The sequence below is a fragment of the Nocardia sp. NPDC019219 genome, assembly GCF_040632645.1.
GTDB lineage: Bacteria > Actinomycetota > Actinomycetes > Mycobacteriales > Mycobacteriaceae > Nocardia > Nocardia sputorum.
This window is the reverse complement of record NZ_JBEYCG010000008.1, coordinates 78,127-100,266: the sequence shown is the minus strand read 5'-3', so window position 1 is coordinate 100,266 and position 22,140 is coordinate 78,127. Positions and strand designations below refer to the sequence as shown.

The window sequence follows — 22,140 nt, the reverse complement described above, 5'->3', positions numbered from 1 at the left end:
ATGGACACTCGACACGGTACGCGACCGATCGTGCGCCGCCCCGGAACGCGGTGGTCAGCCTGAGATCCCCGTCCTGCCGATGAGGGGGAAGCAGGGCGGGGATCGGCGGCGGCGCTGCCGGGCGCCGCCGAATCCATCGTAGGACCATCCGGCACGACGTTTCACCCGCATATCGGACAGATTCCGCGCACCGGGGAGGGGTGCTCATCACAATCGGCCGAAACCGACCACACCCGGCACGTCGTCGAGCGCGAAGCGGTTGATCTGGATCTCGTCGTCCTCGTTGCCGCCGATCGTGGTCACCTGGCCGGCGTCGGCCCGCAAGACGATATTCGTGTGCTGGCCGAACGGGCTGGAGTCGTGATACAGCAGCACGTCACCGGTGCGCGGGCGGTACCCGGAGCCGAGTGGCACGAAGCGGCCGACGCTCTCGTAATACTCCTGCAAGGTGTAGACGCCGGGAATCCGCCAGGAGCCCGAGTGCGGGTTGGCCAGCGGCGCCCCCGCCTCGCGCATCACCCAGCTGACGAAGTCGGCGCACCACGCCTCTTCGGCGCCTTCCGCGTATTTCGTGCCCGCGCCCGGCTCGGCGAACTCGCGCTCGGCGACCGCGACGATCTCTGCTTGGACCGCGTCGAGCGCCGACCGGTCCAGCGCCGGGAACTCGGTGAGGCGCTCGCCCACGACCGCTCCGCGGTCGGCTCGGTCCTGCCACCACAGGGCCCCGCCGACAGCCGCCCCAGCTACGCCTAGCCCCGCCAACACGAGTGCGAGCCATCGCCCCGCCCGCGATCCCAGCTGTTGTGCCATCGCTCCCCCGATCCATTCCTGTGATGCTGTTGTCGAGCTTATGGATTTCGACGCACGAGCGCGCCGAAGGGTTCCCGGCGCCCTACGATCGGTTTCGCCGATCGAGCGGCGGGGCAACCCGCAGGAGCCGAAATCGCGTACGGCACCGGGAAAACCACGCTAGTCTCCGGAGAGATCAGCCGATGGGGAGGTACGGCCCTGGACACGCTGTGGACATTCATCGTGCACCGGCGGCACCAGTTGCTGGTCGACTCCTACCTGCACGTCTCGGCCGTGGTGCAATCGGTGCTGCTGGCCACGGTGGTCTCGGTGCTCATCGGAGTTCTGGTCTACCGCAGTCCGTTCGGCTCCTCGATCGCCTCCGCGCTGGCAGGCGCGGTGCTCACCGTTCCGTCGTTCGCGCTGCTCGGCCTGCTGATCCCGATCCTCGGCCTGGGCGTCGCACCGACGATCACCGCGCTCGTGGTGTACGCGCTGCTGCCGATCCTGCGCAACACCATCATCGGCCTCGATTCGGTGGACCCGGCCGTGACCGATGCGGCCCGCGGCGTGGGGATGAACCGCCTGCGGGTGCTCGCCCGCATCGAACTGCCGCTGGCCTGGCCCGCGATCCTGGCGGGCATGCGGGTGAGCACCCAGTTGATCATGGGTATCCTCGCGCTCGCCGCGTATGCCAAAGGCCCCGGGCTCGGCAACCTCATCTTCTCCGGCCTCGCGCGCCTCGGCAGTCCGAACGCGGTGCCGCAGGCTCTGGTCGGCACGATCCTCGTCGTCGTGCTCGCGCTCGTACTCGACGGGATCTACGTGCTGATCGGACGGCTCACCACCTCGAGGGGAATCCGTGACTGAGACCGAAACACCTGACGGGACCGCGGAATCCGTAGTCTCCGGCGTCGAGATCGTGCTGCACGCGGTGACCAAACACTATCCGGGGCAACGCGATCCGGCCGTGGACAGCGTTTCGCTGACCATCCCGGCCGGTGAGATCGTGGTGCTGGTCGGCCCGTCGGGCTGCGGCAAGACCACCACCATGCGGATGATCAACCGGCTGATCGAGCCCACCTCCGGCACCATCACGATCGACGGGCGCGACGCGGCGACGATCCATCCCGACCGGTTGCGCCGCGGCATCGGCTACTCGATCCAGCAGGCCGGACTGTTCCCGCACCTGACCGTCGCGAAGAACGTCGCGACGGTGCCTGGCCTGATCGGCTGGGACCGGCGGCGCATCGCGGCCCGGGTCGACGAGATGCTGGAGCTGGTCGGCCTCGACCCCGATACCTTCCGCGGCCGCTATCCCCGGCAGTTGTCCGGCGGCCAGCAGCAGCGCGTCGGCGTGGCCAGGGCGCTGGCGGCCGACCCGCCCGTGCTGCTGATGGACGAGCCGTTCGGGGCGGTCGATCCGATCACCCGTGGGCTGTTGCAGGACGAGTTGCTCCGTTTGCAAAGCGAACTCGGCAAGACGATCGTCTTCGTCACCCACGACTTCACCGAGGCGGTCAAGCTCGGCGATCGCATCGCGGTGCTCGGCGATCGGTCCCGGATCCTGCAGTACGACACGCCCGCGGCGATCCTGGCCGATCCGGCGGACGAGACGGTCGCCGGTTTCGTCGGCGCGGACGCCTCGCTCAAACAGCTCACCCTCACCCGCGTCGGGGATGTCGACCTCGGCGCCTGCCCCACCGCCACCGAGCAGGACCCGGTCGACGAACTGCGCGCCACGCTCGCGGGCCGGGACTGGCCGTGGGCGCTGGTGCTGGACGGTCAACGCCGGCCGCGCCGCTGGGTCTCGGCCGAACAGCTGGCGCACGCCGACTCGCTGCACGATCTCGGCTCACCGGTGCCGGAGACGTTGTCGCTGAAGTCGACGCTGCAAGACGCGCTGGACGCCTTGCTGACGCATCAGAGCGCCACCGCGGTGGTGACCGGGACGCGCGGCGAATACGTCGGGCTGATCACCATCGACACCCTGATCGGGCACCTGTCGGCGCTGCGGGCCGAACACGGCGGCCGCTCCGGGACGGACGGCGCGCCATGACCACGGCCGCCGTGACTCCCCCCGCCCAGCGCCGGGCCGAGCGCCTCCGGCTGGTCGCGCAACCCCTGCTCGTCCTGGTGCTCACCGCGGGCGTGCTGGTATGGGCGTTCGCCCGCGACCTCACCGCCACCCAGCGAGCGAGCCTGAACGCGGGCAATGTCGCGACCGTCACCTGGCAGCACGTGCTGATCACCGCGACGGTGGTGCTGATCGTGGTCGCGGTGGCCGTCCCGCTTGGCACCCTGCTCACCAGACCGGGATTCCGTCGTCTCACACCGGTGTTCGTCGGCATCGCGAACATCGGCGCGGCCGCCCCCGCCATCGGCCTGATCGTGCTGTTCTACCTGGCCACCCGCACCACCGGCTTCTGGATCGGCGTGGCGCCGATCGCGTTCTACTCGCTGCTCCCCGTACTGCGCAACACCATCCTGGGCTACCAGCAGGTGGACCCCACGCTCGTGGACGCGGGCCGTGGTCAGGGCATGTCGGCCCTGACGGTATTGCGCCGCATCGAGTTTCCCCTCGCGGTGCCGTACATCCTCGCGGGGTTGCGGACGTCGCTGGTGCTCGCGGTCGGCACCGCGACGCTGTCGTTCCTGGTGAGCGCGGGCGGTCTCGGCATCCTGATCGACACCGGCTACAAACTGCGCGACAACGTCACGCTGGTGGTCGGCGCGGTGCTCGCGGTGGCACTGGCCCTGCTGGTGGACTGGCTCGGCGCGGTCGCCGAAGCGTTCCTCGGGCCGAGGGGGCTGAAATGAGCCGGGCATGGCGCGCGCTCGCCCTGGGGGTGGGGATGGTTTTGCTGGCCGCCTGCGGGTTGCAATCCGGCAGCGCGGTGCCGCTGCGGGTGGGGCCGGGCAGCATCCGCCCGATCCCCGAACTCGACGGTGTGCGCATCACGGTGGGTTCCAAGGATTTCACCGAGCAGAACATCCTCGGGTACCTCATCGAGTTCGCCTTGACGGCGGCGGGCGCCGACGTGCGCGACCTGACCAACATCCAGGGCTCCAACAGCGTGCGCGACGCCCAGCTGCACGGGCAGATCGATCTCGCCTACGACTACACCGGCACCGGCTGGATCAACTACCTCGGCAACGAGACGCCGGTCCCGGACGAGATCGGCCAGTTCGAGGCGGTGCGCGACGCCGATCTGGCCCGGCACGGCATGGTGTGGGCCGCCATGGCGCCGATGAACAACACCTACGCGCTGGTCATGAGCGCGCGCACCGCCCAGGAGACCGGCGTGCGCACACTGTCGGACTACGCGCGGCTCGTCGCCGCCGACCCCGCCGCAGCGGCCATTTGCGTCGGCACCGAATTCAACGTCCGGCAGGACGGCTTCCCCGGCTTGGCCCGCAAATACGAGATCGACGCGGGCAAGGTGCGCAAGCAGATCGTCCAGGACCCGGTGGTCTACCAGGCGACCGCCGACGGCAGACAGTGCCGTTTCGGATCGGTGGCCGCCACCGACGGACGCATCCCGGCGTTGAATCTTGTGCTGTTGCAGGACGATCGCGGATTCTTCCCGAAGTACAACGCCGCTCTGGTGCTGCGCAAGAGTTTCGCCGACGAGCACCCGGAGGTGATCACGATCCTGACGCCGATCTCGCAGCGTCTCACCAACGAGGCGATCACCGAGCTCAACCGCCAGGTCGACGTGGACGGACGCGAACCGGCGGAGGTGGCTCGAGACTGGATGGTCGCACAAGGGTTCGTCACCGCGCTCTGACCGTCGAGTCGAGAACGACACCCTATGAGGTGGCCGGAGGCCGTTCGATGAACCGCCCGCTGGAGGCAGCGCGCCACCACACCGTCCGCGGGGCTCGGTCGGTGAGCCCCGCGTCGACGGGGCTGCTCAGCGCGGATCGCGGCCCAGGTAGCGCAGCAGTTCTCCCAGGGCGCCGTCGGACGGACCGTCCACGATCGCGGCGTAGGCCCCCCACTGACGCAGCGGTTCGGTGATCTCCGCCGTCTCACCGGTGCCGGGCGCGGGGTGACCGGCCCGAGCGGCGGTGAGCAGGTGGGCGGCGAGTTCATCGGTCAACGGGGACGGCTGACCGGTCGCGATCGCGATGTCCCAGGCGTGCACCGCGGCGTCCAGTGCGCACAGGACCGCGGCCACCGGGGTGGGGAGCGCGCCGTGCGGCAGCGGGGTGGGCACGGTTTCGGTGGCGTCGTCGACCGTGGTCCAGGCGAAGGCGGTCTGCTCGACCGCCACGCGCACCAAGTCCGCAGGAGTGCCATCGATCGCGCCGGAGGGCGCGAACGGGTTGTAAGCCGGGCCCTCGCCGATGCCGAGGGACTTCGCGTATGCCAGCTGGTCACCGGCGGCGTGCTGCACCACCTGCGTCACATCCCATTCCGAACACGGGGTGGGCAGGCGCCACTGATCCGCGCGCACCCCAGCGACGACGCTCTCGAGCGCGTGGTGGGAATCGGCGAGCACGTCCCGCCAAACGGGGAGCAGAGTCGCGGCGGTGGTGGTGGTGGTGTTCATGTCGGGAGCCTTTCGGTCGTTCTCGCTGATGACACAAGCCTATCGGCGTATTAGGCTACTTTCTTTCCTAATGGCTCAGGAGGAGAAAAGTGGCGTCGACCACACCCCGGCTGTTGCGATTGCTCGCACTGCTTCAGGACCGCGCGCACACCGGCCGCGAGCTCGCCGAGCGGCTCGGCGTCACCGATCGCACCCTGCGCCACGACATTCAGCGCCTGCGCGAACTGGGCTATCCGGTGCACGCCGGACGCGGCGCGATCGGCGGCTACCGGCTCGGCCGCGGCGCGACCATGCCGCCCTTGCTGCTGGACGACGACGAAGCGGTGGCCGTGGCGGTCGCGGTCGGGCTCGCCGAGGACGGCTCCACCGGCATCGCGGACATCGCCGAGCACGTCACCAGAGCGCTGGGCAAACTGGATCAGATCCTGCCGAAACGATTGCAGCGCAAAGTGTCCGCACTGCGCGAGGCGACGGCGATCGGACCTGCCACCACCGGATCGCGCGAGCCGGACGCACCGGTTCCCGCCGCTGTGCTCACCACCCTGGCCGGCGCCATCCGCGACGGTGCGACGGTGCGGATCGCCGAAGCCGATGCCGAGTGTTCCGCCGACATCGAGCCGTACCGGCTGATCAACTGGCAGCGCCGCTGGTACCTGGTCGCCTACCGCCTGGACGACCACACCTGGGTTGCGATTCCGGTCGCCCGCGTCCTGCGCGCGGAGACGACTTCGCGCCGTTTCGCCGCCCGCTCGCTCCCCGACGACGATCTGGTGGCCTTCGTCATGCGCCACATCGCTACGACGGGGTGGCGGGTGCAGGCCCGGGTCACCGTGCTCGCGCCCGCCGAAACCGTTGTCGCCCGGATCAATCCCGCCGTCGGCGTGGTCGAGGCGGTGGACGCCGACACCTGCGTGCTGTACACCGGCGCGGACGCGCTGGAGACGATCGCGATCTACCTGTCCATGCTGATGATGGATTTCCGCGTCGACGGCCCGCCCGAACTCGTTGCCCACATCCGCACTCTCGGCCGCCGGTACACCGAGGCAGTTGCCGACAGCTGATTTTGGAGGCGTCCGAACGTGATTCGCCGGCCACCGACGCGGTACACGGTCACGCACACGAGACCTAGCGCGCGACCTTCGGCACTCGACAAGCAGAGTCGCGGGTACCGACTACGGCAGCCGTCAGGAATGCCCGGTGGTAGTCGCCGCGTCGGCGCTCTTGCGCATCGGGATCAATGTGGTCAGGCCGATCGCGACCAGCGCCGCCGCCATCGCGATGAGGAAGGTGGTGTGGAACCCGTCGCGCGAGGGCAGCAGATGGGGACCGAACTGGATGGTCATATGCGCGAGCACCACGCTCATCACCGCCGCCGAGGTCGAGGTGCCGATCGAGCGCATCAACGAGTTCAAGCCGTTCGCCGCCGCCGTTTCGGTGATCGGCACCGCGCCCATGATCAGCGCGGGCATCGCCGCGTAGGCCAGGCCGACACCGCCCGCGACGATCACCGAGGCGAGCATGATCTCCCAGACGCTGTTCATCAACACCACCGCGCACAGGTAACCGACGGCGATCACCGCCGACCCGAGCGCGAGAGTGACCTTGGGCCCGCGGCTCGCCGACAGCCGAGCCGACACCGGCGACAGCAGCATCATCACGAAACCGGTCGGAGCCAGCGCCAACCCGGCACTGATCATGGACAATCCGAAGCCGTACCCGGTCCGCTCCGGCGCCATCAGCAGCTGCGGGAAGGTCAGCGACATGCCGTAGAGCGCGAATCCGACGGCGATCGAGGCCGCGTTGGTGAACAGCACCCGCGGCCGCGCCGAAACCCGCAGATCCACCAGCGGCGAACGCTGCCGCAGTTCGAAAGCACCCCAACCGACGAACACCACCGCCGATGCCGCGAACAGACTCAGGATCGGGGCGCTGCCCCAGCCCCAGTCCGCGCCCTTCGTAATCGCGACGAGCAGCGCCAGAAGCGCCGCCGACAGCCCGATCGCACCCCCGAAGTCGAAGCGGGCGGGCGTGCGCACCGGCGACTCCGGGACGAAGACGAAAACCAGGGCGGCGCAGAGGACGCCGAGCGCGGCGGAAGTCCAGAACAGCACGTGCCAGTTCGCGTTCTGCGCGATGGCCGCCGCGACGGGCAGGCCGATCGCGCCGCCGACGCCGAGCGTGGCGCTCATGATCGCCATCGCCGAACCCACCCGCTCGGCGGGCAGTTCGTCGCGCATGATGCTGATGCCCAGCGGGATCGCGCCGACCGCTGCGCCCTGCAGCGAGCGGCCGACGATCTCCGGCAGCAGCGTGGAGAACGACGCGCAGACCACCGAGCCGGCCACGAGCAGAAGCAGATTCGCGAACAAGACGCGGCGCTTGCCGAACATGTCGCCCAGGCGGCCGCTGATCGGGGTCGCCACCGCGCCCGCCAGCAGCGTGGCCGTCACGACCCAGGAGGCGTTGGACGCGGAGGTGTGCAACAGGACCGGCAGCGACGGAATGATCGGAATCACCAGCGTCTGCATGAGCGAGACGACGACACCGACCATACCGAGCGTCGCGATGAGCAGGGCCGGCGTGGGCCGCCGCCGGTCGCCGGAATGAGAGACGCTCGAGGACGCGTCGGCAGCTACAGTCACATGTGCACGGTACATATGGTGTGTATGCTGCACAATTTGGTATCGACGTGATCCGCGCGACATAGTGAGGTATGTCCGATTCCGGTACCGGCGACGACAGCGCGGCGCTCCAGCGGCTCACCTTCGAACTGTCGCTGCTGTCCAGGCACTTCCCCGCCGCATTGCTCCGGCGTCCCGGCTTCCGGCTCGACCGCTCGGCGTACCTGATCTTGACCCGGCTGGAGCTGGACTACCCGCTGAGCCTGCGCGAGCTGTCCGAAGCGTTCCAACTGGATATTTCCACCATCAACCGCCAGGTGGGAGCCATGCTCAGGCAGGGGTTGGTCGACCGGGTGCCCGACCCGGACGGGGGCATCGCCCGCAAGGTCCGCGCCAGCGCGAAGGGACTGGAAGCACTGGCCGCCGACCGGAGGCAGAGCCGACAGGGCATCGGCGCGGTGGTGGCCGACTGGGCCGAGGCCGACGTCGATCTGTTCGGCAAGCTCATCGAGCGCTTCAACCAGTCGGTCGAGGACAAGGAGCACAACCCTTGGCCGCGCCCGCCCGGCACGGCGTGACGAGCGGTCACGCGGCGGAGTAGACGCCGGGGGTGATGCCGTAGCACCGGCGGAACCAGCGGGTGAGATGTGCTTGGTCGGCGAAACCGGCCGCCGCGGCCGCTTCGGCGACCGGCCTGCCCGCCGCGATCAACCGGCGAGCCGCGCGCAGCCGCAGCAGACGCTGGTAATCGCTCGGCGCGAGACCGTAGTTGGCACGGAAAGCGCGGTACAAGGCGAAGCGGCTGGCGCCGCTCGCTTCCACCAAGTCATCCATCGACAGTGGATCGAGATAACGGTCGTCGAGCACGGCGCGGACGCGGTGGGCGATCGCGGCGCCCGGCTCGGCCGTCGAGCGCGCGAGCGGACGGCGCGCCGCGCGTCGCGCCAACGCCGCGACGGAAGCGGCCAGCGCCTCGTCGGCGGCGAGCTCGGTGGCCGGGCCGGTCAGGGCGGCGCAGAGCCGGCGCAGCGCCGAGGTGAGCACCGGGTCGCGCAGCACCGGCTCCGCGAACAGCGGCAACCCGACCGGACGACCGGCCTGATCGGACAGCAGATCGGTGACCAACTCGGTGCCGATGTGCACGATGGAGTACGTGAAGCCCTCCGCGGTGCTGCTGTGGCCGTTGTGCGGCTCGTCCGGGTTGAACGCCATCACCATGCCCGCCGCGCTGGTCCGCGCGGCGCCGCGGCAATCGAAGCTCTGCGCGCCGAACTCGGTGCAGCCGAACGAATAGGTCTCGTGGCTGTGCGCGTGGTAGACGTGCCGTTCGAAGTGCGCGTGCATCAACTCCACCGGGCGGTTCGGCATTCGCCGGTACCGCACCCACTCACCGTCGGCCACCACCCCATTGTGCGCGCGCACCAGCGTTCAAGACCGCGAGGCCGCCCCTCAGCAGGATCGAATCCGTGCGTATCCGATTGTTGCTCGTTGTGGTCATGGCGTTGTGGGGTAGTGCGTTCGCGTCCTCGAAACTCGCGATCCGGGAAGTGCCGCACGAGGTGGCGGGGTTCCTGCGCTTCCTCCTCGGCGCCGTCGTCCTGCTCGTCGTACTGCGCCTGCCCAGGCTCGCGGCGCGGGACTCCGGGCGGGTGGCGGCGCTCGGGCTGATCGGCGTCTTCGGCTACAACATCCTGTTCTTCCTCGCCCTCGCCCTGGCGCCCGCCGCGGACGGCAGTGTGATCGTGCCGATGGCGGCGCCGGTCATCACCGTCGCCGGCACCGCGGTGCTGACTCGCACCCGGCCGACCGCGACCCGAGCCCTGGGGCTCGCCGTCGCGGTCGGCGGCGGTGTCGTCTTCTTCCTCGGCATCCCCTCCGGCGGCGGTGATCGCCTGCTCGGCGACCTCGTCTTCCTGGGCGCGGCGGCGTGCTGGGCGTGCTACACCATGCTCGGCGCTCCGGTGCTCGCCCGTCTGGCGGCCCCCACGGTGACCGTGTACGCCACGGCCGTCGGCGCTTTGGCGCTCGGCGTGTTCGCGGCGCCACGCATGGCCGACGTGGCCTGGTCCGACCTCGGTGCCGAATTCTGGCTCAACCAGGCCTATCTCGGCGTCCTACCGACCGCGCTCGCGTACGTTCTCTACTATCGCGCCGTCGGCGAGGTGGGCCCGGCGACAGCCGCCTCCGCCATGTTCCTGGTCCCCGCTTTCGGCCTCGCCTGCGCGTGGCTGCTGCTCGGCGAATCCATCGCCCCGGTCCAAGCCCTCGGCGCCGCACTGATGTTCGCCGGAGCGTGGCTCAACACCCGCGACGGCAAGCCGAACGCGGCCACGCCGCCGCCGATCGAACCGGATGCCCGCGATTTGCCCCTCTCCCCGGGATCACGGCGTTAGGCTCGCCGCATGCGAGAGCCACATCGTGCGACGAACACCGCGTGGTGGAACAATTATCTTGTCGCACTGGCCGGTTTACTTCTCGCGGGCGGCATCGCTTTCGCCGCGGTCACCGCAGCCCAGGCGGGCGCCTATTGGCTGGCGATTGCCCTTGGAGTGCTGGCCGTTCCCTTCGCACTCCCCACCGTCGTCCAGATCGTGGGCGAAGTCGTGGTCTACCTGACCCTGATCGGACTCGTCCTGCTCCTGCCGGTACTGATCGTCAGCCCTGCGTCGCGCGAGTGGGGCAAGCAACGCTGGCGGAGCTTGACGTAGCCGCTAGCCGCAGACCTGCCGATGCGCGTTCCGCAACGCGACCGCGAGCGGATCCTGTGACAGGCCGTACGGGTCGATGCTGTTACGCACCACCCAAATGGCGCCGCCCACCACCAGGCACAGCGGAGTAGGCGGCTGCGACGGCGGATTCGCTTGCGCGATCGTCGTCCCCGCTGCCATGAACGAACCGGCGATCACCAACGCCGCGAGCATTGTTCGCATCGTGGAGTCCTTTCGTCGCCGCACAGCGTACGCCGGATGCCACGACGAAACCGCAGAATGCGGCCCTTGCGCATGCCCCGGTGCGCAGATCCGGCCCACCGGACGGCCGAGCCCATCGACTCGGCCGTCCGGCGCCGTCGTGCGTAGAGGCCGTCGGCACGGCAGGCCCGGAAGCGCTATGCGGTATAGGGATACTCGGCGCGGGCCGACCGCAGGGCGCGGCCCCACCAGACCAACTGGCCGAGCAGTTTGTCGGCCGCGACAGCGGGCATCTCCGGGTCCGTCGGCTGTCCCGCGGCATCGAACTGCCTGGCCGCGTCGTGGAAGCTCACCGTGTCACGCACGGTCACCGCGTGCAGTTCGGCGAAGACGTGCCTGAGGTGCTCCACGGCACGCAACCCGCCCGAGATGCCGCCGTAGGAGACGAAACCGACCGGCTTCGCCCGCCATTCGGTGTAGTGCCAGTCGATGGCGTTCTTGACCGCCGCCGGATAACTGTGGTTGTACTCGGGTGTCACCACGACGAAGGCGTCCGCCGCGGCCAGCCGGGGGCCGACGGCTGCCAGCGCCCGCGCCCCCTCGGGCTCGGGACGGTGGGAAAGACGATCCGGCAGGGGCGTTTCGGCCAGATCGACGACGTCGACGGTGACGTCGCCGCGCCGGTCGGCATGTGCGGCGAACCACTCGGCGACGGTCGGGCCGAAGCGACCGGCGCGGGTGCTGCCGACGATCACGGCGAGCTGGATCGGGTGGTCAGGCATGGGAATTCCCTTCGACGCTTTTCGGTACGGAATCAGCGTCGAACGTGAACCATAGTTCAGGTCAAATCGGCTCGCGCACGATCAGACCTCCAGGTCCTCTTCGATCCCCCGCAGGCGGTGCCGGGCCATCGCCAGATTCGCTCGTCCCCGGTCCAACGCGAGGTAGAGGAACAGCCCCTTGGACTTGCGGCCGGTCATCGGCCGGATGATGTGGTACTGCCCTGACAACGTGATGAGGATGTCCTCGATGTCCTCCTTGAGCCCCAGCTGGTCCATGGTCCGCATCTTCGCGCGCACCACCTCGGTGTTGCCCGCCCCCGCGACCTGGAGGTCCAGCGACTTGGAACTGCCGAGCATGCCCAGCGCCATGCCGCTGTTGTAGTCGACCACGGCGGCGCCGATCGCGCCGTCGATCACCATCATGTCTTTGAGGGCCAGATCCATATTGGACATATGTGTTCCTTTCAGTGGGTTTTCGCTGCCTGTCGGCTCTCTGCGTCGGTTGTCACCGGCGTCAGCAAATCGGCGATCGCACGGGCCGCCGGACGGGATTCCAAATGCAGCCGGCCGATGTTCACCTCGGGTGCGGCCAGGACGGTCAGTGAGGTCCAGCCCGCCGCGTAGATGACCACGTGCCCTCCGGTGCCGTGCACCACCACTTCGCTGAACCCGCCGCCGTGCGCGGTGGTGGCCAGCCGATGGGACAGCGACAGTTGCGAGGCGGCCATGGCGGCCATCCCGTTGGGCTCGATCTGCGGGGGTAGATCGTGGGCGACGAGCAGCCCGTCGTTGGAGGCCACGAGCGCGCCGGTGAGCCGCGGGACGCGATCGCGCAGTGCCTTCAACTCCGTGAGCACCGCCGCGTTCGGTTCGGGTCCGGACATCCCCACCTTTGTCAACCTTCCCATCAAATCGCCGAGCAGTTTCTTCCGCGCGGTCACGCGAGCTCCTCCAAAGCCGCTTGCAGGCGGACGAGCAGGTCCCGGTCCGGCGGCTCCAAACGTCCGGCGGGGGCCGGCGGGGCCGAGTGCCTGCCCCGGCGCCTGGGAAGCCGGCCCGGCGCGGCGGTCACGGGCGCGACCGCCGGGGGTTCGGCGACCAGCGACGCGAGCGCGGACGACCGGGCCGCCACGGGAACCGACGCCGCGGCGGGTGGCTCGATCAGCCCCGCCGCGGTCAAATCCCGCACCGCCACCAGACATCCGTAGGTGGTGCGGCCGAGTTCGCGGCCGATCCCCGCGACACTGCGCCGGGCGTCGGCGGCGGCCAGCACTTCGGCCTGCCCGCCGGTGAGTACCAGACGTCTGCGCCGCACCCGGCGGACCGGCACCACCGGGACGCGATCGACCAGATCGGCGGGCCACGGCCCGGACTCGGGATCGCCGCGCCGCGCACACTCCTGCACGAGCACCCGGGGCGTGATGTGGCAGACCGGGGCCAGCCAGTGCGGCGGGGCCGGGCGGAACTCCGGGACGGCTGGCGAGGCCAGCAGGAAGTAGGCGGCATCGAAAACCGACAGCATGGCCAGGGTCTCCAGCCTTGGCCGCCCCAGCACACGACCGGGATCCCCCGCATCGGCGCGCCGCCAGTCCTCCGCGGTCGCCACGCCCGCCTCGACGACCAGCCGGTCCAGCCCCGTCGTGCGGCGGCAGTCGGCGGAGACGATCGCGCCTTCGGCGAGATGAAACGCACCGTCGCCCGCGCGCAGCACGCCCGTACTTCCTTCCTTCTCCAGCCGCCGCAATTCGACCGCGAGTTCAGGACTCATGCGCGTCCTCGGCCAATTCGTCGAGAATTGCGTGCAGCTGGAATCGCGCCATCGCGAGATTTCCGGCGTCCTCGTCGAACAGCACATGCACGAAAAGCCGCCCGTCGAAGTCGCCGTTCACCAGGTTCAGCAGGTGATATCCGCGGGTCCCGCAGACGATGATCTCGGTGACGTCGTCACCGTCGCCGCCGCTGGACAAGGCCGGGCAGGCCAGCACCGCGCGCACGACATCCGTTGTGGCGGCGGCATCTTCGTGCTCGTCCACCACTTCGTGCCTGCCGTCCGCGGCGATCGCCAGACCGCTCGCACCATCCACCAACGTCACACTGCGCGCACCCGGAATATCCATGATGCGTTTCAGACAGCCGTCGATACCGATCACGCGCCACCACTTGTCATGGGAGGGGTTTACGGGTTCCAGACGCTACACACGGGCACGGTGCGGTGTACAGCAAATCGGGGAGAAATTTCCGGTAAAAATGATTCTCCCTGGCAGCGCGAAATAAATACCTTCCGGTATTCAAACCTGCTGGTATTCAATACCCTTCGGTTTCCGTTGCCGACACCCCGAGAATGCCACAATAAATCCTCGATACGGCCGCTCGAGTGCTCCCGTGCCACTTTCGCGACACTCCTGCGACTGCGCACGCACGCACGTGTGTCGCGGGAACGGCACCACCGCACGGACTTTTCCGCCGTGCGCGGTGCACGAGGACACACGAGATTCGCGAGATCCGCACGGGCGGCAGTGATCTCGCAGCAATTACCGGACCGGAGCGAAGCCGCGCCGGTGGATGCGGCACCGGATGACGAAAATCAGCCGCCGGTGAGGCCGGTGGAGATCTTGACCACGACCTTGTCGCCGGTCACCTCCTGCACCGTGACGGTGCTCCCGTCGGCGGACCGGGTCTCCCCCACCGGGACCGTGACTTCTTGACCGCCCACCGACAGCGTGACCAGATTGCCGTTCACCGAAATCAGTTTCGCTTCGATACCCAGGATGCTCGCTTTCGCGTCCACGCCCCGGGCGAAGGTCACCGTGCAGCCGCTAACGGCGCAATCGGTTTTCGAACCGGGACCTTCCGCCGTGCAGGCAGCCACGCCCAGCGGAGTCACCAAGGCGAACAAGGACACTGCGACGAGCCGACGAAAAACCACACGCTCAGTGTAGGGCCGACCGGCCGCGCCGTCGGACGTCTTTACGGCCCCGGCGTTCAGCCCCGGCCGCGCAGGTAGTCGCTCACCACGGCGGCGCCGAGACCGTCCAGATCGGGCGCCACCACGCGGCCGCCGCTGCGGCGGGCCATCAGGTCGACGAACGCGGCCAGTCGCGGGTCCTCGCCGAGCATGAAGACCGTCACCGACGCGCCCAGCTTGGCCAAGGCGTCGACCTGGGCCATCGTGACGGCCAGCGTGCGCTGCGCCGGCGGCCAGTTGAAGTACGTCTCCCCGTCCGGCTCCAAGTGGGCGGTCGGCTCACCGTCGGTGACGACGAGTACGACCGGCACCGCGTCCGGATGCCTGCGCAGGTGCCCCGCCGCGAGCAGCAGCGCGTGATGCAGGTTGGTGCCCTGCTCCCAGACGCCTTCCAGCGCGGTCAGTTCACCGATGCCGACGGTCGTCGCGTGCCTGCCGAAGGTGATCACGCTCAGCGCGTCGGAGCGGAACCGGGTACCGATCAAGTGGTGCAGCGCGAGGGCGGTGCGCTTCATCGGCACCCACCTGCCGTCTTGCACCATCGACCAAGACGTGTCCACGCACAGCGCCACCGCGGCCCTGGACCGCTGCTCGGTCTCCATGATCTCGACATCGGCGACGTCCAGCCGCACCCGGCGATCCCCCGCCGACGCCGACCGCAGCACGGCGTTGCGCACGGTCCGCGACACGTCCCACGGTTCGGTGTCGCCGAATCGCCAGGCGCGGGAGCCGCCCGTCGGCTCGCCCGCCGCACCGGCCATGGCCGTATCCCGTTCACCGCGCCGGGATCGCAAGCGCCCGACGATGTCTCGCAACGCCGTCTCACCGAGCCGCCGCAAAGCCTTGGGCGTCAACCGCAGTGAGCCGTCCTGGCCCCGTTCGAAGACGCCCTGTCTACGTAATTCGCGCTCCAGTTCGGCCAGGCGAGCCGCGTCCACGCGCGCGTCCGCGCCGAGATGGCGCGCCAATGCGTCCAGGTCGATGTCCTCCAGCCGGGCGCCGGCATAGGACTGGCCGAGTTGTTCCGCGAGCGCGTCGAGTTCGGCGAGGTCCTGCAGGGCTTGCGCGCCTTCGCCGAGCCCGAGCGGATCCTCACCGCGGAACCTCTGCCGGGAGTTCCAGTCCTCGCCGGGACGCAGCGCGCGCAGGTTCGCGTCCAGCGCGGCGACTTGCTGGGCGATGCCCGGATCGCCGAACGCCTGGCCGATCAGCTCCGACAGCTCCGCGCGCTGCTGCTCGGACATCGAATTCATCATGCGTTGCGCGGCGGCGGCACGAGCGGCGAGCGCGTCGATCAATTCCTCGGTGTCGCGCGGGTTCTCCGGGAAGAATTCGCCGTGCTCGGCCATGAACCCGGCGAAGCGCTGCTCGGTGTTCTCGCCCCTGGCGTGGGCGGCGAGCAGGTCGTTCAGGTCGGACATCATCCGCCGGACCCGCTCGACGTCCTGCGCAGTGGTGTTCCGCAAGGCTTGTTTCATGCCCTGGAAGCGCGATTCCAGCAACTCGCGGCCGAGCAGATCACGAATCTTCCGGTAGTTCTCGCGGCCGGTCTCCGAGCGCCAGGCGTACTCGGCGAGCTCGGTGACGGCGGCGGCCGTGCTCGACGGCAGTGCGTCCAGCTGCGCCTCGGCGAACCTGGCGTCGTCGGAGGGGTCGGGGAACAGAGCGCCGCGCTCGGCCTCCAATGCCTCTTCCAGCAATTCGCGGACCTGCTGCAACGTGCCGTCGAGCCGGTGGGTGCGGGCGATCTCCGCGCGACGCTGCCACAACCGGCGAGTCAGCTCCTCCAGCCCCGGCATGGAGCGGGTGCCGCGTCGCAACAGCTCTTGCAGAGCGTTGCGCGGCGAACTGCCCTCCATCACGTCACGGCCGATGCTGTCCAGCGCTTCCCGCAGGTCGAGCGGGGGCGCCAAGGGATCGGGCCCGTCGTGATAGGGGCCGTAGGAGTAGCGGTCGGGGGTCGTCACGATGCCCTGCCGGGAACAGCGGCGCTCATCGGCCGTACACCGCCAGACCGTCGTCGGAATCCTTCGCGATCTGCCGGGCCAGGTACAGCGCCTCCAAGGCGAACTCGACGGCAGAGGCGATCCGGGGCGGCGGGTCGGCCGCGTCCACGCCGAGCCGTGCGGCCACTTCGTGCAGCACGGGCAGTTCCGGCAGTGCCGAGAGGACTTCCGCGCCGGGCACGCGTTCACCGGTGGTGACCAGATGCCCGTCGCCGACCGCCTCCGCCAGCGGCCGCAGGTTCAGGCCGCCGAGCAGCGCCCGCGCGGTCTCGGAGAACGAGCGACGCAGCAGGTGCGTGAGATGTTCCTGCTCCCGGCCCTCCTCACCGGACTCGAACTCCAGCTTGCCGCGCAACACCGCGGGCACGGATTCGAGGTCGACGGGCCGCGCCACGGCGGGACTCTCCCCGGTGACCGCGGACCTGCGCAAGGCCGCCGCCGCCACCGTCTCGGCCGCGGCGACGGCGAAGCGCGCCGACACCCCCGAGCGCTGGTCGATCGCGGACGACTCGCGCAGTTGCCGGACGAACCGAGCGAGCACCTCGATCAGCGGATCGCCCACCTCGGCCACCAGCTCGGCCTCCTGGCGCACCAGCGCCACCTCGGCCTCGATGCTGAGCGGGTAGTGGGTGCGGATCTCCGCGCCGAACCGGTCCTTCAGCGGCGTGATGATCCGGCCGCGGTTGGTGTAGTCCTCCGGGTTGGCGGTGGCGACGAGCAACACATCCAGCGGCAGCCGCAACAGGTAGCCGCGGACCTGGATATCGCGCTCCTCCATGACATTCAGCAGGGCGACCTGGATGCGTTCGGCCAGGTCGGGCAGTTCGTTGATCGCCACGATGCCGCGATGCGCGCGCGGGACGAGCCCGAAGTGGATGGTCTCGGGATCACCGAGACTGCGCCCTTCGGCCACCTTGACCGGGTCGACGTCACCGATCAGGTCGCCGACGGAGGTGTCGGGCGTGGCGAGCTTCTCGGCGTACCGCTCCGACCGGTGCCGCCACGCGACGGGCAGGTCGTCGCCGAGTTCGGCGGCCAGCCGCCTGCCGGCCGGGCTGATCGGGTCGAGCGGATGTTCGCCCAGTTCGGCGCCTGCGATGACGGGCGTCCATTCGTCCAGCAGGCCGACCAGGGAACGCAGCAGCCGGGTCTTGCCCTGTCCGCGTTCGCCGAGCAGCACGACGTCGTGCCCCGCGAGCAGCGCGCGTTCCAGCTGCGGCACGACCGTCCGGTCGAAACCGACGATCCCGGGCCACGGGTCGCCGCCGGAACTCAGCAGCGCGAGCAGGTTCTCGCGGATCTCGGTCTTCACCCCACGCGGCAGGTAGCCGGCCGAACGCAGCTCGCCCGCGGTGGTGGGCAGGTGTGCGGGAACTTTCACGAATTCGACGCTACGTCCATTCCGCCATCGGGTCGACCGGAAAGCACTACGCCCAAAGCGAAGCGCCGTAGCCGAAGCGCCGCACCGAGGCCGATGCGGTCACGCGCAGCGCCGAACAGTGACGCGCTCGAATCAGCGAACGGTGAGCTGCGGTTGGGCCGCCGCACGCGGTGTGGTCGCGTCGGCGTCGTCGGGTTCGTGCCCGATCGGCGACATACCCGCGGCACCGACCGGTGCGACCTGTTGCATCCGCGCCGGGCGCTCGTCGCCGCCCGTGCCGGGCACGTAATGCTGGGCCATGCCCGCATCGATCGGCTCCAGCGTGCGGACATCCGGTTCGTGGGGCGCAGCGGCGAGCTCCGGGCCCGTGACCTGCGGCCCATCGGCACCATGCGCCATGACCTGGTCCGCCCCGTTCGCCTCGGGAAGCGCCTCGGCGGCCTCGCGTGCGCCGTGCTCGGCGGACGCCTCGGCGACTTCGGGAGCATCGGATTCGGGCGCGGAAACGGGGGTGCCCGGCACCGGCTGCTCGCCCGGCTCCGGCTGCTTGCTGAATCGAATCCGGTAGAGGGTCTGCCGCACCGCCGCCGCCAACCGCGCGTCGAGAACGGCCTCGTCAGCGTTGTCTCCGGCAGCGGGTTGCGCACCCGGCTCGGAGGGCCGCTCGATCACGGGCAGTGGCGTCGTCGCCAACCACAACTCCGTGAGCTCCGGAGCCGGAACAGACATCGCGATCGCGGCCCCGGCGGGCTGCCCGGCAACCGCGGCGCTGTTGTCGTCCTGCGCAGCGGCCTGCCCCGCCACATCCGCGCCCTGCTGCGCCGGTGCGGGCGGTTCGGTCGCGGCCGGTTCGTCGGCGCGGCGTGCGGGCGCCGCCGGCTCCATGAGGATGCTCGGCAGGATCTGGTTCCCGGCCCCGCCGACCTGCGTGAGCGCCGCCAGTCGTTCCTGGAGATCTTCGTGGTCGGGCACGGCGGCGGTCGCTTGCTCGATCGCGCGCCCGTACCGCTCGGCGACGAGCCGATGGGTGACGAGCGCGACGCCGATCATGATCGGCGCGATCGCGTGGATTCCGATTCCGGCCATGTCGCCTGTCCGGAAGTACGGGAACGTGTTCAGCGCGATACTCGCCGTCAACAAGACGCCCTCGACGGTGTAGACCTGCCACAGCCGATCGATCACACCCCACTCGGCGGTATCCCCTGTCGACAGCATCAGCGCGACGAGCACCGCGCTGATCAGGGCTTCCAGGCCGTAGGACAGCCAGAACATCGGGTTGGTCGCACCGCCGGTCGGCGCGATGTTCTGCTGCACGGTGACCGCGGAGAACAGCATCGAGAACGCGACAACACCGGCGAGCAGCCCCAGCACCCGCGGCTTGCGCTGATGCAGCCGAGCTACTTTCGCGTGCGGGCTGCTGCTGTGGCGTTGTTCGCCGATCGCCTGCGCGGCCCGTAGCAGGTCGGCGGCTTCGCGTTCGGCCAGCTCGGCGGCTGTGCGCCGCACCCGCTCGGCGGCGTCGGCGGCCGCCTGGATCCGCGCCCGCTTCTCGTGGCGTTCGTAATCGCGCACCAGCTCGGCCAACTCGCGGGAGGCGGCGAGCTCACGCTCCGACAATGCTTCCAGCAGTGCCGGATCGTCCTGGTGGGCCAACCGCTCATGCGCGATCTGCACCCGGTCCGGCAGCGCACCGGCCACCAGATCATCCACCGGCGGCACCCCAGTGGGCGCGTGGGTCGTGAAACGACGGAACATCAGCAAAGAACCTTTCCGACGATCGAGTGTTCCAGACGCAGCGCGCCATAGCTGCCCCGGCCGTCGACCACTTCCGCCGAACCGGACGACCGACCCGGCTGAGACCGAAAAGATAACCCGTCATCGAATTCCGTTCGACCCGACGAGCAAACGAGACCGAACGGAGTACACCGGCGGACATCGGGAGGAACCACCCAGGACAGAACTCGGACACGACGCGGACCAGCGGCCGGCGTTCCGCGCTCAGTAGCCTTTCGGCGAACGGTTGGGATCCGCCTGCTGAACCTTCGCTTGCAGGTCGTGGCCGTCGCGGGAGACGCCGTACCGTTCCATGACATAGTTCATACTGGCGGCGACGTTGGCCACCGGATCGTGGATGTTGCTGGATGTTCCCGCCACGTGATAGGCCTGGAAGGTGCCGGGAATGGTCTGGGTAAGTCCCCTGGACGCCCGCCCGGCGGCGGCGTTGCTGTCCCAGTTGTTGACGGCGTTGGGGTTTCCGTTGGATTCCCGTTCGATCAGGACCTGGTAGCCGCGCTTCCAGTACTCGCGGGCCACCGGATCGGTGATGCCGAGCGCGTCCAGCGCGCCCTCGATGGCGGCGTCGACCGAGACGTTGCCCTGGTAGCGGGCGTAATCGGCGGTCGTCGCGGCGGGGACGAACCCCGGGCCGGGTGAATAGCTGCGCTGCATGTAGTTGCTCGGCACGTAGTTGCTCGGCATAGGGCTGCTACCCGCGGACGTCGGGGTGTACGTCGGAGCGGAGCCGTTGATGGTGTTCGCGTGAGTCTGAACCTTGTCGTTCGCTTTCTCGATCTCGTCGTTCACCTTGTCCACCGTCCTCAGCACGGTGTTCTCCAGCCTCGTCTGGAGATCCAGGTCGATGAATTCTTTACCCGGACTCGGCTTCGGAACGTTGCGCAGGGCTTCCTGTAGATCTTCGACATGCTGTTTGACAGCCGCGAAAGCGCCGCTGGAGATGTCGTAGGTGCCGTAGGCGGAAAAGTCGACGCTGGCGTCCTGCTTGTGAATCTCGGCCTTGAGGTTGTCGAACTCGCGCACCCGGCCGGAGTAGCCCTCGGCCATGGCGGACTTGTCCTCGTCGCCGGTGATCAACTTCTCGTCGCGCAGCAGCTTCAGCAGATCCGGAGCCTGCGACGGCGTACCTGTCGCCAACAGATCCGCGGAGGTCTGAATACCCTCCTGCACAGCCGCGAGGAACTCCGGAAAGCCGGGACGCACGCCGGCGGGCGGGTCGAGCTTCACCACCCAGCGCTCGGGACTCATCGCAGCACCCCCACCCGGGCCGGCCGCGGATCTGCGAACAACATCATCACCTCACGCCTGACAACCCTCATCAGGCCACGCGCGGCCTGCCACTACGACACCACCGAGTATCGCGCAACGGAGAATCGCCCATTCCCGACATTGGGAGGGCACCCTCGGCCGACGCCGGTCATGCCAGAGCGCGGCCTTGCAGCCTCCCGCCAACCTTTTTCGTCGCCGATGACACGGATCGGCTGCCGATGATCAGACGTGAGGAATTGCCTGCGGCCAATACTCGACGGAATATTCGGAATCGACCGCCGATATGCCGATTCGCCAGCCTGTATATCGGTTGACCCGAATACCCATCCGTGACGAGCCGCGCACCGGCAGCCTGCGTCGCCGGTTACTTCCGCTGATCGAGCATGGTGAGGTAGGTATCGAGCTGGGCCGCTCCGGCGAGCAGGTTGCGGCTGCGGGCGGTCAGCCGGTCCTGCCAGACGTCGAGGAAGGCGCTCAACGCCTCCGCCCCGCCCGCCTCGCGCAGCGACGCGATGAACTGCGCGACCTGGGACAGCAGGTAGCCACCCCGGCGCAACTGTCGTGCGATCTCCGCGTCGCGTACGCAATCCGGCCCGTATCGGCGGTAACCCGTTGCCCGTTCGCGCTCGGGGCGCAGAATGCCCTGAGTCTCCCAGGTGCGCAATGTCGCTGGATGCACGCCGAGTCGGCGCGCGAGTTCCCCTACGGTCAGCGGTCCACCGTGAACAGGGGCCGGCATCGCGGTGGACAGGCCGGCCAAGGCGGTTGCGACCTCGGTGCGGGTGTCGCGCTCGGCGAGCAGCTCCACGTGCGCGGCGTCGATGAGCCGGTAGGCGGACTCGAGGTCGCCCCGGTTGGCCGCGCGCATGATTTCCATCGCCCGCTGGTGCCCGTGGCCACCGCGCAACGCGAGAAAGGCGCGTAGGGCCTGTGCGTGCAGGGGCGTATAGCGCCGGTAACCGGTCTCGCTGCGCTCGGTCGGCGGGAGGATTCCTGCGTCGTCATAGTTGCGGATCGCCTGTGCGGACAATCCGTGTTCCCGGGCGAGGTCGATGGGCCGCAGCT

Annotated in this window: 24 protein-coding genes; 8 read left to right on the top strand and 16 right to left on the bottom strand. The window is 69.2% G+C overall.

From position 1 onward, the window contains the following. Nucleotides 1-207: 207 nt before the first annotated feature. Entirely contained in the window at nucleotides 208-810 is a 603-nt protein-coding gene (locus ABZ552_RS16995; protein ID WP_357438136.1) for a CHAP domain-containing protein, read from the bottom strand. Between the two features lie 198 nt (nucleotides 811-1,008). Between ABZ552_RS16995 and ABZ552_RS16990 the strand changes: the two genes are divergently transcribed. The 4 genes from ABZ552_RS16990 to ABZ552_RS16975 are packed head-to-tail and all read left to right on the top strand — an operon-like array spanning nucleotide 1,009 to nucleotide 4,580. Beyond that, the gene (locus ABZ552_RS16990) at nucleotides 1,009-1,659 is read left to right on the top strand and encodes an ABC transporter permease (protein WP_195086094.1); all 651 of its coding nucleotides are present in this window, start codon (nucleotides 1,009-1,011) and stop codon (nucleotides 1,657-1,659) included. Continuing rightward, nucleotides 1,652-2,848 (top strand): ATP-binding cassette domain-containing protein, encoded by a 1,197-nt coding sequence (locus ABZ552_RS16985; protein WP_281877720.1) that lies wholly within the window; start codon nucleotides 1,652-1,654, stop codon nucleotides 2,846-2,848. Before ABZ552_RS16990 ends, ABZ552_RS16985 begins: the two co-directional genes overlap by 8 nt. After that, nucleotides 2,845-3,609: an ABC transporter permease subunit gene (locus ABZ552_RS16980; RefSeq protein WP_281877718.1), complete on the top strand. Its 765-nt coding sequence runs from the start codon at nucleotides 2,845-2,847 to the stop codon at nucleotides 3,607-3,609. Before ABZ552_RS16985 ends, ABZ552_RS16980 begins: the two co-directional genes overlap by 4 nt. Continuing rightward, complete coding sequence (locus ABZ552_RS16975; RefSeq protein ID WP_281877716.1) at nucleotides 3,606-4,580, top strand: glycine betaine ABC transporter substrate-binding protein; 975 nt, start codon at nucleotides 3,606-3,608, stop codon at nucleotides 4,578-4,580. Before ABZ552_RS16980 ends, ABZ552_RS16975 begins: the two co-directional genes overlap by 4 nt. A gap of 126 nt (nucleotides 4,581-4,706) precedes the next feature. On the opposite strand, the gene ABZ552_RS16970 is transcribed toward ABZ552_RS16975, so the two are convergent. Continuing rightward, nucleotides 4,707-5,348, bottom strand: a complete 642-nt coding sequence (locus ABZ552_RS16970; RefSeq protein WP_281877714.1) for a TIGR03086 family metal-binding protein — start codon at nucleotides 5,346-5,348, stop codon at nucleotides 4,707-4,709. 89 nt (nucleotides 5,349-5,437) lie between these two features. Between ABZ552_RS16970 and ABZ552_RS16965 the strand changes: the two genes are divergently transcribed. Beyond that, nucleotides 5,438-6,409: a WYL domain-containing protein gene (locus ABZ552_RS16965; RefSeq protein ID WP_281877712.1), complete on the top strand. Its 972-nt coding sequence runs from the start codon at nucleotides 5,438-5,440 to the stop codon at nucleotides 6,407-6,409. Between the two features lie 123 nt (nucleotides 6,410-6,532). Here ABZ552_RS16965 and ABZ552_RS16960 read toward each other — a convergent pair whose 3' ends face one another. Next, nucleotides 6,533-7,990 carry an MFS transporter gene (locus tag ABZ552_RS16960; protein WP_281877710.1) on the bottom strand — a complete coding sequence of 486 codons (1,458 nt, stop codon included), beginning with the start codon at nucleotides 7,988-7,990 and terminating at the stop codon, nucleotides 6,533-6,535. A 71-nt stretch (nucleotides 7,991-8,061) separates the two neighbouring features. On the opposite strand from ABZ552_RS16960, the gene ABZ552_RS16955 reads away from it, so the two are divergent. Beyond that, nucleotides 8,062-8,547: a MarR family winged helix-turn-helix transcriptional regulator gene (locus ABZ552_RS16955; protein ID WP_281877708.1), complete on the top strand. Its 486-nt coding sequence runs from the start codon at nucleotides 8,062-8,064 to the stop codon at nucleotides 8,545-8,547. Between the two features lie 7 nt (nucleotides 8,548-8,554). On the opposite strand, the gene ABZ552_RS16950 is transcribed toward ABZ552_RS16955, so the two are convergent. After that, the gene (locus ABZ552_RS16950; protein ID WP_281877707.1) at nucleotides 8,555-9,370 is read right to left on the bottom strand and encodes an AraC family transcriptional regulator; all 816 of its coding nucleotides are present in this window, start codon (nucleotides 9,368-9,370) and stop codon (nucleotides 8,555-8,557) included. A gap of 65 nt (nucleotides 9,371-9,435) precedes the next feature. Between ABZ552_RS16950 and ABZ552_RS16945 the strand changes: the two genes are divergently transcribed. Both ABZ552_RS16945 and ABZ552_RS16940 read left to right on the top strand, forming a co-directional pair. Then, a complete protein-coding gene (locus tag ABZ552_RS16945) occupies nucleotides 9,436-10,362 on the top strand; it encodes a DMT family transporter (protein ID WP_281877706.1) in 927 nt (308 codons plus the stop codon). A 9-nt stretch (nucleotides 10,363-10,371) separates the two neighbouring features. Then, entirely contained in the window at nucleotides 10,372-10,677 is a 306-nt protein-coding gene (locus ABZ552_RS16940; protein WP_281877705.1) for a hypothetical protein, read from the top strand. A gap of 3 nt (nucleotides 10,678-10,680) precedes the next feature. Here ABZ552_RS16940 and ABZ552_RS16935 read toward each other — a convergent pair whose 3' ends face one another. The 12 genes from ABZ552_RS16935 to ABZ552_RS16880 all read right to left on the bottom strand — a co-directional run bounded on the left by ABZ552_RS16935 (nucleotide 10,681) and on the right by ABZ552_RS16880 (nucleotide 22,138). After that, complete coding sequence (locus ABZ552_RS16935; protein WP_281877703.1) at nucleotides 10,681-10,899, bottom strand: hypothetical protein; 219 nt, start codon at nucleotides 10,897-10,899, stop codon at nucleotides 10,681-10,683. A gap of 176 nt (nucleotides 10,900-11,075) precedes the next feature. Further along, entirely contained in the window at nucleotides 11,076-11,660 is a 585-nt protein-coding gene (locus tag ABZ552_RS16930; RefSeq protein WP_281877701.1) for an NAD(P)H-dependent oxidoreductase, read from the bottom strand. A gap of 81 nt (nucleotides 11,661-11,741) precedes the next feature. Then, complete coding sequence (locus ABZ552_RS16925; RefSeq protein ID WP_281877699.1) at nucleotides 11,742-12,113, bottom strand: hypothetical protein; 372 nt, start codon at nucleotides 12,111-12,113, stop codon at nucleotides 11,742-11,744. A gap of 11 nt (nucleotides 12,114-12,124) precedes the next feature. Continuing rightward, nucleotides 12,125-12,601, bottom strand: a complete 477-nt coding sequence (locus ABZ552_RS16920; protein ID WP_281877698.1) for a roadblock/LC7 domain-containing protein — start codon at nucleotides 12,599-12,601, stop codon at nucleotides 12,125-12,127. Beyond that, on the bottom strand, nucleotides 12,598-13,428 hold the full coding sequence (locus ABZ552_RS16915; RefSeq protein WP_281877697.1) for a hypothetical protein: 831 nt from the start codon (nucleotides 13,426-13,428) through the stop codon (nucleotides 12,598-12,600). Before ABZ552_RS16915 ends, ABZ552_RS16920 begins: the two co-directional genes overlap by 4 nt. Beyond that, on the bottom strand, nucleotides 13,418-13,753 hold the full coding sequence (locus ABZ552_RS16910) for a hypothetical protein (RefSeq protein WP_281877695.1): 336 nt from the start codon (nucleotides 13,751-13,753) through the stop codon (nucleotides 13,418-13,420). Before ABZ552_RS16910 ends, ABZ552_RS16915 begins: the two co-directional genes overlap by 11 nt. A gap of 491 nt (nucleotides 13,754-14,244) precedes the next feature. Beyond that, nucleotides 14,245-14,466: a hypothetical protein gene (locus ABZ552_RS16905; protein WP_281877693.1), complete on the bottom strand. Its 222-nt coding sequence runs from the start codon at nucleotides 14,464-14,466 to the stop codon at nucleotides 14,245-14,247. 176 nt (nucleotides 14,467-14,642) lie between these two features. Continuing rightward, the gene (locus ABZ552_RS16900) at nucleotides 14,643-16,592 is read right to left on the bottom strand and encodes a VWA domain-containing protein (RefSeq protein ID WP_281877692.1); all 1,950 of its coding nucleotides are present in this window, start codon (nucleotides 16,590-16,592) and stop codon (nucleotides 14,643-14,645) included. 25 nt (nucleotides 16,593-16,617) lie between these two features. Continuing rightward, complete coding sequence (locus ABZ552_RS16895) at nucleotides 16,618-18,012, bottom strand: sigma 54-interacting transcriptional regulator (RefSeq protein ID WP_281877691.1); 1,395 nt, start codon at nucleotides 18,010-18,012, stop codon at nucleotides 16,618-16,620. Nucleotides 18,013-18,144: 132 nt separating this feature from the next. Then, entirely contained in the window at nucleotides 18,145-19,767 is a 1,623-nt protein-coding gene (locus ABZ552_RS16890) for a hypothetical protein (RefSeq protein WP_281877690.1), read from the bottom strand. Between the two features lie 243 nt (nucleotides 19,768-20,010). Next, nucleotides 20,011-21,054 carry a transglycosylase SLT domain-containing protein gene (locus ABZ552_RS16885; protein WP_281877689.1) on the bottom strand — a complete coding sequence of 348 codons (1,044 nt, stop codon included), beginning with the start codon at nucleotides 21,052-21,054 and terminating at the stop codon, nucleotides 20,011-20,013. 385 nt (nucleotides 21,055-21,439) lie between these two features. Further along, nucleotides 21,440-22,138 carry a MerR family transcriptional regulator gene (locus ABZ552_RS16880; protein WP_281880759.1) on the bottom strand — a complete coding sequence of 233 codons (699 nt, stop codon included), beginning with the start codon at nucleotides 22,136-22,138 and terminating at the stop codon, nucleotides 21,440-21,442. Nucleotides 22,139-22,140: the final 2 nt, after the last annotated feature.

Bases quoted from the DNA above. Each gene is read 5' to 3' on its own strand.
- ABZ552_RS16995 (WP_357438136.1), bottom strand. From the start codon at position 810: ATGGCACAACAGCTGGGATCGCGGGCGGGGCGATGGCTCGCACTCGTG.
- ABZ552_RS16980 (WP_281877718.1), top strand. From the start codon at position 2,845: ATGACCACGGCCGCCGTGACTCCCCCCGCCCAGCGCCGGGCCGAGCGC.
- ABZ552_RS16975 (WP_281877716.1), top strand. From the start codon at position 3,606: ATGAGCCGGGCATGGCGCGCGCTCGCCCTGGGGGTGGGGATGGTTTTG.
- ABZ552_RS16970 (WP_281877714.1), bottom strand. From the start codon at position 5,348: ATGAACACCACCACCACCACCGCCGCGACTCTGCTCCCCGTTTGGCGG.
- ABZ552_RS16955 (WP_281877708.1), top strand. From the start codon at position 8,062: ATGTCCGATTCCGGTACCGGCGACGACAGCGCGGCGCTCCAGCGGCTC.
- ABZ552_RS16940 (WP_281877705.1), top strand. From the start codon at position 10,372: ATGCGAGAGCCACATCGTGCGACGAACACCGCGTGGTGGAACAATTAT.
- ABZ552_RS16935 (WP_281877703.1), bottom strand. From the start codon at position 10,899: ATGCGAACAATGCTCGCGGCGTTGGTGATCGCCGGTTCGTTCATGGCA.
- ABZ552_RS16930 (WP_281877701.1), bottom strand. From the start codon at position 11,660: ATGCCTGACCACCCGATCCAGCTCGCCGTGATCGTCGGCAGCACCCGC.
- ABZ552_RS16925 (WP_281877699.1), bottom strand. From the start codon at position 12,113: ATGTCCAATATGGATCTGGCCCTCAAAGACATGATGGTGATCGACGGC.
- ABZ552_RS16915 (WP_281877697.1), bottom strand. From the start codon at position 13,428: ATGAGTCCTGAACTCGCGGTCGAATTGCGGCGGCTGGAGAAGGAAGGA.
- ABZ552_RS16890 (WP_281877690.1), bottom strand. From the start codon at position 19,767: ATGTTCCGTCGTTTCACGACCCACGCGCCCACTGGGGTGCCGCCGGTG.
- ABZ552_RS16885 (WP_281877689.1), bottom strand. From the start codon at position 21,054: ATGAGTCCCGAGCGCTGGGTGGTGAAGCTCGACCCGCCCGCCGGCGTG.